Annotated in this window: 11 protein-coding genes; 3 read left to right on the plus strand and 8 right to left on the minus strand. The window is 41.3% G+C overall.

What is annotated here, in order from left to right; all coding sequences use genetic code 11:
- The first annotated feature begins 18 nt into the window (after nt 1-18).
- Nucleotides 19-1,290 carry an esterase/lipase family protein gene (locus tag DI077_RS14075; protein ID WP_109020490.1) on the plus strand — a complete coding sequence of 424 codons (1,272 nt, stop codon included), beginning with the start codon at nt 19-21 and terminating at the stop codon, nt 1,288-1,290.
- Between the two features lie 44 nt (nt 1,291-1,334).
- On the opposite strand, the gene DI077_RS14080 is transcribed toward DI077_RS14075, so the two are convergent.
- The 3 genes from DI077_RS14080 to DI077_RS14090 are packed head-to-tail and all read right to left on the minus strand — an operon-like array spanning nt 1,335 to nt 4,853.
- Nucleotides 1,335-3,317, minus strand: coding sequence for an Lnb N-terminal periplasmic domain-containing protein (locus DI077_RS14080; RefSeq protein ID WP_109020491.1), 1,983 nt, complete (start codon nt 3,315-3,317; stop codon nt 1,335-1,337).
- A 28-nt stretch (nt 3,318-3,345) separates the two neighbouring features.
- Complete coding sequence (locus tag DI077_RS14085) at nt 3,346-4,293, minus strand: histone deacetylase family protein (RefSeq protein WP_109020492.1); 948 nt, start codon at nt 4,291-4,293, stop codon at nt 3,346-3,348.
- Nucleotides 4,290-4,853: a hypothetical protein gene (locus DI077_RS14090; protein WP_109020493.1), complete on the minus strand. Its 564-nt coding sequence runs from the start codon at nt 4,851-4,853 to the stop codon at nt 4,290-4,292. The genes DI077_RS14085 and DI077_RS14090 overlap by 4 nt, the downstream gene beginning before the upstream one ends.
- 99 nt (nt 4,854-4,952) lie before the next feature.
- On the opposite strand from DI077_RS14090, the gene DI077_RS14095 reads away from it, so the two are divergent.
- A complete protein-coding gene (locus DI077_RS14095; protein ID WP_109020494.1) occupies nt 4,953-5,918 on the plus strand; it encodes a putative glycoside hydrolase in 966 nt (321 codons plus the stop codon).
- Here the strand turns inward: DI077_RS14095 and DI077_RS14100 are convergent.
- The 5 genes from DI077_RS14100 to DI077_RS14120 form a co-directional block, all read right to left on the minus strand.
- Nucleotides 5,915-6,943 (minus strand): lipase secretion chaperone, encoded by a 1,029-nt coding sequence (locus tag DI077_RS14100; RefSeq protein ID WP_109020495.1) that lies wholly within the window; start codon nt 6,941-6,943, stop codon nt 5,915-5,917. The two genes, DI077_RS14095 and DI077_RS14100, sit on opposite strands and share 4 nt — an antisense overlap.
- Nucleotides 6,944-7,014: 71 nt before the next feature.
- Entirely contained in the window at nt 7,015-7,926 is a 912-nt protein-coding gene (locus tag DI077_RS14105) for an esterase/lipase family protein (RefSeq protein ID WP_109020601.1), read from the minus strand.
- 234 nt (nt 7,927-8,160) lie between these two features.
- Nucleotides 8,161-9,072: an esterase/lipase family protein gene (locus DI077_RS14110; protein ID WP_109020496.1), complete on the minus strand. Its 912-nt coding sequence runs from the start codon at nt 9,070-9,072 to the stop codon at nt 8,161-8,163.
- A 302-nt stretch (nt 9,073-9,374) separates the two neighbouring features.
- Complete coding sequence (radA, locus tag DI077_RS14115) at nt 9,375-10,748, minus strand: DNA repair protein RadA (protein ID WP_109020497.1); 1,374 nt, start codon at nt 10,746-10,748, stop codon at nt 9,375-9,377.
- Nucleotides 10,748-11,386 carry a ribonuclease D gene (locus DI077_RS14120; protein ID WP_109020498.1) on the minus strand — a complete coding sequence of 213 codons (639 nt, stop codon included), beginning with the start codon at nt 11,384-11,386 and terminating at the stop codon, nt 10,748-10,750. Before DI077_RS14120 ends, radA begins: the two co-directional genes overlap by 1 nt.
- A gap of 54 nt (nt 11,387-11,440) precedes the next feature.
- Between DI077_RS14120 and DI077_RS14125 the strand changes: the two genes are divergently transcribed.
- Nucleotides 11,441-13,333 (plus strand): glycoside hydrolase family 36 protein, encoded by a 1,893-nt coding sequence (locus DI077_RS14125; protein WP_109020499.1) that lies wholly within the window; start codon nt 11,441-11,443, stop codon nt 13,331-13,333.
- Nucleotides 13,334-13,403: the final 70 nt, after the last annotated feature.

Raw genomic sequence — 13,403 nt, forward strand, 5'->3', positions numbered from 1 at the left:
ATCAGTTAAACTCTATTTGTGATCCAAACCATCGTACATTCCATCGCAGGCAAAACAGTCCAGTTTACCCATAATTCCACAGAGTCTTTACTCAAAGGCATCAAAGTATTAGTGAAGGGAACTTTGCAAAATACAGGCGCCGGTTTGGATTTGCTTTCCAATGCATTTCTTTACAAAGAAGACTGGAGGGAAGCACTCAAAAAAGCAGGTGTCGTTCTTAAGGAAACAGGAGACCACACTACGGAAACGATGGAAAAGGCGATTCACTCCACAAATGTCGCTTTCGAGAAAGCTTCGTTCGCCGTGGATGCGGCAGGAAGACAAGGGAACCAAATGGTTTTCGACAACCGGGTGATCTCAAGTATTATAGGAAGTTCTCACGACCAAAAGATCATACTCACCAAAATAGAGATGAGTTTCAGAGATATAGGAAAAGATATTTCCGTGTCGGAAGCAGCGCAATCCTTCAGGGAATCGGGACAAAAAGAATCCGTTCTGTTTCTACCGGGACTATTTACGGATGAGACAGTCTGGTTGGAAAAATGGATTCCTTATAAAAAAAGAAAAGTCCGCTCTTTGGGAATCTCCACGGAACTATCCAAAAAAAACATCCACCCGCTTTACATTCGTTATAATCATGGAATGCCCATTCATGAGAATGGAAAAAAATTAATGAATTTGCTGGATACATTTTTCACAGAGTGCCCGGAAGCGAGACCTCATATAGTAGCTTACAGTCTGGGCAGTTTGGTATTGAGAAGTTGTTTATATCATGCTAAAGAAGAAAACAAACCTTGGATCGAAAATTTTCAAAAAGTAATATCCATATCATCACCAAACAGAGGTTCGTATTTAGAAAAACTGGGATTCTGGTTGGGCCTGATTTTGGAAAAAAGCCCGAACGCCGCCTTGAAAATCATAGGAATGATCGGGAATTTGCGCAGTGATGCCATCAAAGACCTTTCCTTTGGCTTAATCCGTAGAGAACAAAAATCCTTTTGGGCTCCCATTTCGCAATACTTTCAGGAAACATATTTCGGTGAGTTGGATGAAGTCGATGCCTATGAAGCCTACTCACTTGTCGATACGATCGAAAATCCGATTCAAAATTTTTTAGGGGACGGAATCGTGGAAAAACAAAGTCTTCGTTATCTTTCGGACAAAGTGTACTCCAAGAAATTGAATCCGTCACTCAGAACACTGGAAATAGAAAAGGCGAATCATTTCACCATTTTAAATTCAAAAAAATTATTCTTATGGTTGGATGAAATTTTTTCGGAATCTAAATAAAGAAACCGATATGAAATAATGAAATGCCTCCGACACTTAATATTTCAGAACAAATACTGATAAGAAAAAAGAAATTCATCATATGACCTCTGCGAATTGACTTCAATTCGCAATTCATGGTTCTTTGTGATCGAATAACGTATCTTTGCCGTATTTGCAAAATTGGCTGCTTCACGACTCGCTTGAAAATAATAATAACTACCCGCCAATTGCAGCTTCCAATCTCCCATCTCCCATAAATAATTCAACATAAGCTCCGGACCGTATCTGAGTCCATTTTGAAAAATAGCAGCCCCTTGCGCCTTCCCTCCCACCAATACGGAAAATGTGGAAGATGGATTGAAATTCTTAAATTCATTCTGAAAAGAATAACCGACAAGCCCTTCCAAATTCCCTGCTTGCTTGCGAACGGTATCATTTTCCCGGATCGGATCTTTTTCTTTGTACAAAACAGTATCCCAACCGACATCGAAAAGATACGATAAATGTTTTGATAAAGGATTATAAGGAGAAAGGGAAACAACGCGAAGTAAACTCATCGAAGTGAGTTCCAAAGGTTTGGATTCGTATTTCCGAATGGTTCCGTTAAAAAATTGTAATTCCGAATTGGGAGAATGCCCTCTGCTTGCATTCATTAAATCATGATAGGCAACTCTGTATTGGAACTGTGAGAACGTTCCCAAATTTGAAGTTCCCAAGGATACACCCACCCGACTTAAAGAATGTGAAAATTCGGGAGGAGTGGAAACGAAAATGGATTCGTTAATCGAATATGTATCCGTCAATTTACTTCTGTAATGAAGGGTCGGTTCATAGAGAGGATCTTCCTCTTCTTTTTTAGATCTGGTTTGTTTGTAGCGATACGCTTCCAGAATCGCATCAATCACCAATGATTTTCGAATTTCCTTTCCTTCCAAATCCCGATAGCTTATCTTACCGGATAATAAATTCCAAAAGCATTCTTTCTCAGTATCGGTCATTGCAACTAACTTTTGTTTAATCTTTGAATACATGGACGGTCTGTAAAAAGACTCTATTACCAAATCCTTTTCGTTCAGATACAATTTGATCGTATCCGCAGGCGATACCAAATTTCCCGCCTTTGAAGACAAATACAGGTTTGTTCCCGAAACATCCAATATTCCCAAAAGATGATAGGAACAATTCTCGGAGAGAAAGAAGTAATCGAAATGACTTCTTCTCATTTCCCAAAGATGACGGAGAAATCGAGCACGTTCTTCTTCATTCAGGTTTAATTTGTATTCCCATAGATCACGGTTTTCCAAATCGTTATACTCGTTTACCTTTAGATAATAGGGAAAGATGGAAAACGTTCCCGGGAACTTCCCCGTTAGACCGCCAAACATGTAATAAATGACATTCGCATCTCCGGTATTTGCGGCAAACCCCACTCCATAGTCCAATAGCTCGGAACTTTCGTTGAGGCGGGAATCCACTTTGATCAAAGTATGACCGAACATGGAGGCAGGTGATTGCATATAATAAGAAGAAAATACAATCCGTAGGCCTTGTCCCCCGAGTGATTGTTTCCAGGTTTCAAAACGCAAACATTTCCTTTCTTTCAGAATTCTCGGATCAAAATCCAATTGTTTCTTCAACCAATCGTATCTCTCCGGAAAAGAACATTGCGGGTGTAAAATCTCTTCGGAATCGGAACTTTCGTCCGCAAAAAAACTCCGGAGAGTGGCGAAGAGTTCTTTCTTGGGATCTTCTTTTCCCTTCTTTGAAAGAAAATAATATTCCGAATCCACTTCACTGACAAACGAGCCGAAGATATTTTTTTTATATCGAAGTAAGTTCTTCCAATGTTTTTCTTCATAAATATTCCGGTTTTCAATTTGAATCAATAAAACGGAAAGATAATCTTTTTCTTTCGCATCCGAAGGAGAAAAATCATCGTAATGAATCGGTTTCTCTTTAACAGTTTGATCTTTGGAAATAAGAAAGCAAGGAAAGCTAACTTTGATTAGAATAAGAAAGGAAAATAAAATTTTTCTATAAGACATATCCGTTTATAGAAAATGAAATACGCAATTACCCTGCCAAAGCCTGCAAATGTACATTCACCGACTCTGCCAAAGCGGTAAAATCATATCCTCCTTCCAAAAAGGAGAGAACTCTTCCTTTTGCATACAATTTGGCTTCTTCCAAAATCTTAAAAGTAAATGTCTCAAACGATGAAGTAGTCAATTGCATTCCACCCAAAGGATCATTCTTATGAGCATCGAATCCAGCGGAAATCAAAACGAATTCCGGTTGAAACGATTCCATCTCTTTTTGTAAACCCGGCCAAAGTTTCAGATAATCATACTCTTCCGAACTTCTGGGAAGAGGAAAGTTGAGGGTAAAACCTTTTCCTTTTCCCGATCCTCTTTCCTGTCCCGCTCCGGTTCCCGGATAAAAAGGGTATTGATGAAAAGATATAAAATATACGGAGTCATCTTCGTAAAACTGATGTTGTGTGCCATTTCCATGATGCACATCCCAATCCAAAATCAAAATCCGTTTGATTCCTTTCGACTGAAGGTATTTGGCAGTGATTGCCACATTATTGAAAAAACAAAATCCCATGGCATGAGTAGACTCGGCGTGATGACCGGGAGGGCGAACCAAAGCGAATCCGTTTTGAATTTCACTCGCAAGTATACGATCCGCCAAATGGATTCCTGCACCCGCGGCAAGAGTTGCTGCCCGATAGGAGACGGAAGAAAACGGAGTATCCGCATCAAAATAACCGAACGAATGTGTGGCGGAAGCATCTTCAAAAGAACGAATATAATTCAAATCATGAATCATACCGATTTGTTCCGGTGTTGCCCCGGTTATTTCTTTTTGCCAGACAAATTTATCTGAAGAAAGATTTTGCAATTTCGCTAAAATGGATTCCAACCTACCTTTTGTTTCCGGATGACCGATTCCGGTATCATGTTTTAAAAATTCATCACAAAAGGCGATCGCTGTTTTAGCTCGTAAATCGGTCATTGAAATAACATAAACCTTTCAATATAAACGATCATCTCTACAATCTCCAAAAAGAGTTTGTCCAACTGAGCGGTAATACTCGATCTTTCATCAGGAGTGATCTCTTTATCGGCAATAGCACTTCCGTAAATCGCCAGGAATTTTTTGATTTCATCCGAAAGAGTCACGTTAAACCATTCTTTAAAGTTACGATTTCTGATTTGATAATCAGACAACATAACACCTGTAAACTGCCATAAGGATTTTTCCACAAACTTAAGTTCCAGTTTGAATTTTCCTTCCGACTTTTCGATTGAAACTCTATCCTGGGAAGGTGCAAAATCAATCCGACGAAGCATCACTACGAAGATCAAAACCTCTTCCAGTCCTTCGACCAGTTCCTTTTTTTCCAAACCGGTGACTTTCCCGTCATCCCCCAAATGAGAAAGATAAAGATTTCCCACTTTTTTGAAAGAACCGGTCAGCTCGAGCAACCTGTCTTTCAAACGTTCCGGGATCGAAAGATCCTCTGAAAAACGTCCAAAAGACTTCAATTCATAATCCTTAGAAATCTCGATCATATTTGCCTGCTGTATAAAATCTTCGAAACTTTTTCATCCGGTCATTCGATTCGATTGAATTTCCAATTCCATTCTTAAAACTGACTAAAAAAACAGCCAATGAAATTTCTGACTCCCATATTACTAGTATTCACTTCCATCCTAGTCAATTTTTGTTCTACGATTGGATCACAAGACGCCAAAAAAGCAAAGTCCTATTCCGGAGAAGCACCTCCGTTTATCGAAGGATTGTATATTAATACAAAAACCATTCGTGATAAAAAGTTTTGGAATGTACTTTTTACAACCATGCAGGAAAGGGGAATGAATGCTGCGGTCCTGGACATTCAACCGGTTGCCCCTACCAAAGATCAGGTTGATGACCTGAAGTCACGGGGGATCTATCCGATTGCACGCGTGGTGAATTTCGAAGGAGGACTGCTTGAAAAATCCCCTTCACCGAGTCTGATGTTATCCATCCAAAAAGCAATTCGCACAGCTTGCCTTGCAGGATTCAAAGAGATTCAATTGGATTACATTCGTTATGCGGACGGTGGAACGAAATTCAGTATGAGCTATGAAAAAAGATATGAAAGTATTCTTTCCATCATCTCCGATCATAAGGAAAAAACCAAAGACGTTTGCGGCTCGGACGTAACCTGGAGTGCTGATATTTTCGGAAGAGTGCCTTTCATAGAAAACGACGTGATCGGCCAAAAGGTCGAGCCGTTCAGCGAAAAATTGGACGCACTCTACCCTATGCTCTACCCTTCTCATTTTTACGGGCTGACGAAAAGAGTCGCCGATCCTTACGGAACGATCAAAGACGGATTGGATCTTACTATGGAAAGAGCCAAAGAAGGAACCCGTGCAATCGCATGGGTGCAAGGATTTAGGATGATGATAGGGCCGAGCAGACTTTCCTATCAAGATTATATCAAGGTGCAGATGTTAGGTGCAAAAGATTCTGGAGGTAACGGATTTATCGTATGGAATGCCGGCAATGATTATGCCGACACACTGGAAGCTTACGAAGAATATAAAAAAGAAAAAGATTTGGATAGATCCAAACCTTCCGCTCCTTAATTTCCGGTTTCTTTTTCCAATTGAGCACGGCGGGCATATGCGTCCGCCTCCTCTTCACCCAAAATTTTCACTCTGAGTTCTTTTAATTTTTTTTCCTTTTCGGAAGCACTTAAGCTGGAGTTCTGAGATAAAAATTCTTTTTCTTGTTTTTCGTAATCAGAGATTTTATGTTTTTCATCCGATTCTTCTTTACGAACTTTTGCCATGGCAGCAGCTCTTTCTTTTCCAAAGTATTTGGTCTCGAGAGTTGCTAATTTTTTTTCCTTTTCTTCGGCATTTAGTCCTGCGAACTCTTTTTCTCTCAACTCGATCTCTGTTTGATAATGATCGAACTTGTCTTCTCTGCCGACTACCGACTCATAATAAGATCCGTAAGTTTTCTTTTTGAGATCTTGATATTTGCGAACCCGATCTTCAGGACTCATGTTTTTGGAAGAAACGATAAAATTTCTGGAACCTTCCATAAACTGAACCTGTGCTTCTTCCATTCCGAAAATCAATTCTTCTTTTTCATCACCTAATACTTGCTTTCTCTTCGCCTTCAGAATTTCGTATTTATCTTCGAAACTGGTACTTGCGGGGATTTCCAATTGGTGAATTGCGGTTTCGTATTTAAAATAACTCTCGAACAGGTCTTTTATTTTTTCCTTATCAGGACTTTCATAATTAGCATCTATATAAGCAAGCAAGGTAGCATTGCATTGCTCCGCTTTATAACTGGGATCACATTTGCGTCTGAGTGCCCAAATTTCCCAAACAAAGTTGATTTTTCCGGATTGGAGATCTCCCACCAGTTCCAAGTAACTTTTTTTCTCTTCATCCCGAAATGGAGAAAGCGCCTCATCCCAAAACTGAGAAGAGCTTCCCAACGGATTCAAGTTCGGATCGGAACTACCGTCCGGACTTCCGGATTCCGTATAACTAGAGTTATCCTTTGAGTTACCGAGTTTTTTACTTAAGAAAAAAACAGAAATGACTACGACTAGCGCGAGACCACTGATGATGAAAATATTTTTTTTATCCATATATCCTTTCTAAATAAAAAAGGTCATGCTCTGCAGCACAACCTTCTTTCTAATTCGTTTTTTATAAATGATTAAAGAGCCGCTTTTGCGTTCTTAGCAATGTTCAAATACCAACCTTGAACATCGAAAAAAGTTTGGCCGCTCCATTCGAAGTTGGTTGCTTGCAAATGGTCGATACCTGTTGCGAGTAAATACGAAGGAGCTTCTCCTTTGTAAGTTCCCCATTTTTGGGAAGTCAGCGGAACCACACCGTCATTTGCCCCACCCAATCCGTAATATAGCCCGCCTGCCCAAGTGATCGGGTGAGTGAGTGCCATGATGGGATGTTGAATCAAATCCGCCCAAGCCATAGCATTTCCATAGGAATAGTATTTCAGTCCGGAAACGTTAGGAGTAGTAGTATTGAAACTGTTTACATAACTTACTGTCAAAGATTGACCCATTGCGATTACGTCTTGAGGACGACCGTCACGATATAAGAGCTTAGCAAGTAAGCTGAGTGCGGAGTTTGCATAAGGCTGTAACCAGGAAGGAATCACTCCTAGAACGATATCGGCAAGAGGAGCACCTTTATGAAGAGAATCAACAGTAGTTACAGTTGCGGTTTTCGTATTGAAACCTAGGTTTTTGACCATATAACGAACAACAAGTCCGCCTTGAGAGTGGCCGATCAACTGAACTTTCGCACAACCGTTGGAACTCATCCAAGATGTAACAGCTGTTTTAATTTGATCGGCACGAACAGGAATGCTATTGGCTGCGGAACTTCCTGGAGTAGTTACTTTTGCGCCTTGAGAACGAAGATAACCGTCCAATCCACCCCAGTATTTCACTAAGCCGGCGGCAAGTCCGTTGGTATCATCGAATCCTAAGATTCCGTGTACGAGTGCGATGCACTGACCGTCTAACGGACCTGCAAATAGTCCAGACGATGGAATGGAGAGAAGTAGGGCAAAAATCCCTGTGACTAATTTTGTTTTCATATAGGCTGTTCCTTTACCTTTCAAGTTGGCAAATATATGATAATAATATAAATTCTTGTCAATAAATTTGTTAAAATTCGGAAGATTTTTCAAAATATCATGAAATCTTTCGAACTACCGTTCATTTTGTACTCAATGGTATAACTAGCATTATATACCGTCCTTACAAACAAAAAAAGGCTGTGCTTCGCAGCACAACCTTACCTTTCTAATCCAATCTTTTTTTATGAGTGATTAAAGAGCCGCTTTCGCGTTCTTAGCAATGTTCAAATACCAACCGTTCACGTCGAAGTAAGTTTGACCACTCCATTCGAAGTTAGTTGCTTGTAAATGGTCGATACCTGTTGCGAACCAATAAGAAGGAGCTTCACCTTTGTAAGTTCCCCATTTTTGAGAAGTCAATGGAACCACTCCGTCATTTGCTCCACCCAATCCGTAGAAGAGTCCACCAGCCCAAGTGATCGGGTGAGTGAGTGCCATAAGTGGATGTTGAATAAGGTCAGCCCAAGCCATAGCATTTCCATAAGAATAGTATTTCAATCCGGAAACGTTAGGAGTAGTAGTATTAAAACTGTTTACGTAACTTACAGTCAAAGATTTACCCATTGCGATTACGTCTTGTGGACGACCGTCACGGTAAACCAATTTAGCAAGCAAACTGAGTGCGGAGTTTGCGAATGGTTGCAACCAAGAAGGAATCACTCCTAAAACGATGTCAGCAAGAGGAGCACCTTTATGAAGGGAGTCAACGGAAGTTACCGTAGCAGTTTTGCTCGCAAAACCTAAATTCTTAACCATATAACGAACAACAAGTCCACCTTGAGAGTGACCTACCAACTGAACCTTAGAACAACCGTTAGAGCTCATCCAGGAAGTTACGGCAGACTGAATTTGTTCAGCACGAACAGGAATGCTATTCGCTGCGGAGCTACCAGGAGTAGTTACTTTTGCACCTTGAGTTCTGAGGTATGCATCCAATCCACCCCAATATTTTACCAAACCTGCAGCAAGACCTTTCGTATCATCGAATCCTAAGATTCCGTGTACGAGTGCGATGCACTGACCATCTAATGGGCCTGCAAATAATCCCGATGATGGGATCGCGAGAAAGAGGGCAAAAATTCCCGTAACTAATTTTGTTTTCATATGGCTGTTCCTTTACCTTTCAGTTGTCAAATATGTGACAATGATGTAAATTCCTGTCAATAAATTTGATAAAATTTGGAAGATTTTTCAAAATATCATGAAATCGAAAATTTTAGGAGCAAAATGACAAGAGAACGCCATTCACTCAGAACAAAATGCGTAAACATTCAGCAAACAAGTCGACACTTGTTTATTAATCATGAGTGGATCTATGTTCTTTAAAGCAAGTAAGGAGAGAAAGAGAGAGAAATTTTTAAAAATCAGACTGGGTGAAAAAGCTGAAATTTATTTTTTATGCCGGTTTACCAATCTCCCAAGTCTTTCAAATGACCGATCGCCTTTATTTTGTTTGCTGGGAATAAGGAAAGAGCCTCTTCTTTATTTCCCGAAGGAATGACTACCGACTCGATCCCCACTCCGGCAAGCGCCTTCAATCGAAGAGCCATTTGACCGATAGGACGAACTTCCCCCGAAAGACCCACTTCACCCAAATAAGCAGTGTTACGCGGTGCAACTCTTTCCTTGAATGAGGAACCGATGGCAACTGCAATCGCCAAATCCAAACTCGGTTCGTCAATGGTAAGGCCGCCAGCGAGATTGCTGAAAATATCCGATTGGGAAAGTGCGAGGCCCAAATATTTTTCCAATACTGCGGCAAGTAGAATCACCCTTCGATTGTCCAACCCTTCCGCCATCCTTCTTGCCTGACCAAATGAAGATTTGGTGACAAGTGCCTGCACTTCCACTGCGATCGCACGGGAACCTTCCATCACCGATGAGATCACACTCCCCGATCTTTCTTCCGAATGAGAAGTAACAAACAAACTGTTCCGATCCGTCACTTGTTTCAATCCACCGGCCACCATTTCGAAGATAGCAGTATCGCCGACGGCACCGAAACGGTTTTTCACAGCACGAAGGATACGGTAATAGTTCACACGATCACCTTCAAAATATAAAACGGTATCCACCAAATGTTCCAATACTTTCGGACCTGCGATGAGTCCCTCTTTCGTGATATGACCTGTAAGGAAAATAGGAATGCCGGTACGTTTTGCAGTCTCCAAAAACACTTGTGTCGACTCGCGTAGTTGTGTGACGGTGCCTGCCTGGTTCACCAGATTTTCTTTTAAGATCGTTTGAATGGAATCAACAAATAGAACAACAGGATTTGTATCCGTAAGCATTGCGGAAATATTTTCCGCATAGATCTCGGAAGAAAGAAGTAGATTCTTATCTTCAATCCCCATTCGTTTTGCACGAAGTGCGATTTGCGCAGCCGACTCTTCTCCCGAAATATAAAGAACCTTTCCTGCACGCACAATCTCCCGCGCCATTTCAAGCACAAGTGTGGACTTGCCCACTCCCGGTTCCCCTCCGATCAGAATAAGACTTCCGGGAACGATTCCTCCTCCGAGCACCAAATCGATCTCGGAAAGACCTGTGGAAATCCGATCCCATTTGGACTCTTCCACTTGAGTGATCGGCACCGGAGGCGCATAACGTCTATCATGTGAACGAACGACCGCGGGAGTTTCAAACCTCGCGCCTCCGTTTCCCACCAATTCTTCTATGCTATTCCATTCTCCGCAGTCGGAACATTTCCCCGCCCATCTCTGGGACTGGGCTCCGCAGGATTTACAGATGAAAATTTTTGCGGGTGGCTTTTTTGCCATCAATGTTCGAATAGATTGGGAACTTCGAGCAAATCCAGTTCTACCTGGGTTTCCAAAAAGTTAAAACATTTCTGAGCGATTTCGAATCTATTTTCACGAATCATCATCTCTGTGAGAATCTGTTCCAAAGAAATCAGAAACCGAACATCCGTTGAAGCATAATCCACCTGATCTTTGGTAAGGATTTTTTTGCCCCAATCGGAAGATTGATTTTTTTTGTCTATGTTCTCTTCAAAAAACTCGCGAATGAGTTCTTTTAATCCGTGTTTGTCGGTATAAGTGCGGGCGAGTTTGCTTCCTATCTTAGTACAGAATACGCTTTGCACTTTGATTCCCAAACGGGCACGGAGAAAAGTAAGATCCATGCGTGCAAAATGAAAAACCTTAACAATGTCTTTGGATTCGAATAATTTTTGAATTTTAGGTGCGTCTTTTTGGCCGGGGAGAATCTGAACCAGAGCCACTCTGTTTTTAGAGTCTCCGATTTGCACAACGCAGAGTCTGTCGCGTCTCGGATTCAATCCCATCATCTCACAGTCGACCGCCAACCGATCGTCTTTTTTGAAGGCATCGAAAAACTCGTCGCTTAAGTCACCTTGAAAGACTACCGGTTTTATACTTGAACGTTTTTGGGTCATAATGGCTTACTATAGATTCAGTCCCATCTAAATCATCAAATAGATTTTTCCTAAATGAAAATTCAATACAGAGTTTACGATTCCATTACCTTATCTTCCTTTCTCCCGACAAAACCAGGCTTATTCGTCAGTGAATGTAAAAAATTCGAACTTCAAATTGTCTCCACTTCCGTAAGTAAGGCGGAAACGATCCTTTCTCCCAAGCTGATCTGGAGAGAATCCACAAGGCCCGAAGTGGGATTTTCCGTTGATTTTCTGGAATTGGACCTGGATACGCGTCTGGACGGAAACGGATTTCAATTATTCCAACACGGGTACCAATCCTGGTCTCTTTCCAAAAAGATGAATTCCGGTGAAGAAGACCGCTCTCCCAGACTTGCATTTTTGCAATATTCCCAAGAAAACATTTATTCCAAACATTCCGGCAAACCGGGAGAATACATTTCCGAATATTTCGCTCTCTTATATTCCAATTACAATGGGCACGGATTGTTATTTGCTTCTCTCGACAGGGGAGAATTCGGAATCAAATTCAATGTCCGTCTAACGGATTCAGGTGAAATGGGGAAAGTATCGGCTATCTACGATTTTTACTGTTTGCCCGACTTACGTCCCAACGCAAAACTCGCGATTTCCAAAATCAAAGTCGAATCTTTCGTAAAAGATCCTGAGAAAAAACTAGCCGGTTATTTTCGTGAACTGGGAGAAAAATTGGGAACACCCGTATTTCCCAAAAAAGTACCTACGGGATGGTGCTCCTGGTATTATTATTACACAAAGATCAGTCAAAAAAACATTCTGGAGAACCTAGCAAAGGTTAGAGAACAAAATCTGCCGATCGAATTTTTTCAAATTGACGACGGATACCAAAAGGAAATAGGAGACTGGCTTGTTCCGAATGATAAATTTCCGGGAGGAATGCGAATCCTTGCGGATGAAATCAAACGTGTGGGGCTTAAGCCTGGAATCTGGCTTGCTCCTTTTTTGGTTCGGAAAAAATCGGAATTTTTCCGAAAATACCCCGAAGCGATTCTGAAAGATGAAAACGGAAAGCCGATTCCTGCACTTTATCAGCCGTTATGGGGGCTTGACGCAACGTACGCACTTGACATCACTCATCCTACTTCACTTTCGTATCTGGAAAAAGTATTTTCCACAATTGTCAAAGAATGGGGTTATTCCTATTTGAAATTGGATTTTCTTTATGCGGGATTACTTCCCGGAGAAGTTTACAAAAAAAGTCTATCGCCTCAAGGCCGTTATATGGAAGCGCTGCAATTGATCCGCAAAACCGTAGGGAAAAATACATTTCTACTCGGGTGCGGTGCTCCCATGTTGCCTTCCGTTGGATTTTTTGACGGAATGCGGATCTCTTGCGACGTCACTCCTTTCTGGAACCAGGAAAAGATACGGGTCTTTTTAAAAGACAGAAACGCGCTCTCCACAAAAACAGCGCTTACCAACGACCTCACCCGCGCTTCCATGCATCGCAATCTTTGGTTAAACGATCCCGATTGTCTTCTTGTCAGAAAGAAAAAAAATAAAATGAACGAAAGCCAGACCATTCTTATGGCTTCCATCATGGCAATCTCCGGGGGAATGTTGCTTGTTTCCGACGATTTGACAAAATTGGAACCGGAACGATTGCAACTTCTCAAAAAAGCATTTCAATTGAATGCGGATTGCCAAGCGCACACTCCGATTCCGATAGGAATATTTGAAGAAGATTTTCCACAAGCAATGTACAACCCTGCCGGTTTTTTAGGCATTTGGAATCCAACAGAGACAACTAAAAAGGTAAAGATCAGGTTGCCATTCACGATCAAATCCAAAGAACCTTATCTTGACTATTGGACGGGAACCATTGTCGATCTGGAATTGTCCGCAAAAAAAGACAGTATCGAGATGGAATTGCCCGCCTACGGAAGCGTAGTCCTATCGGTATAAAAACAAAGAAAAAATCTTGACCATTGCAAAATGGGAATTATGGTATTGGAGATATTCGCTTCATAGAGGT

Origin of the sequence: Leptospira kobayashii (assembly GCF_003114835.2) — a bacterium.
GTDB classification, from domain to species: Bacteria; Spirochaetota; Leptospiria; order Leptospirales; family Leptospiraceae; genus Leptospira_A; species Leptospira_A kobayashii.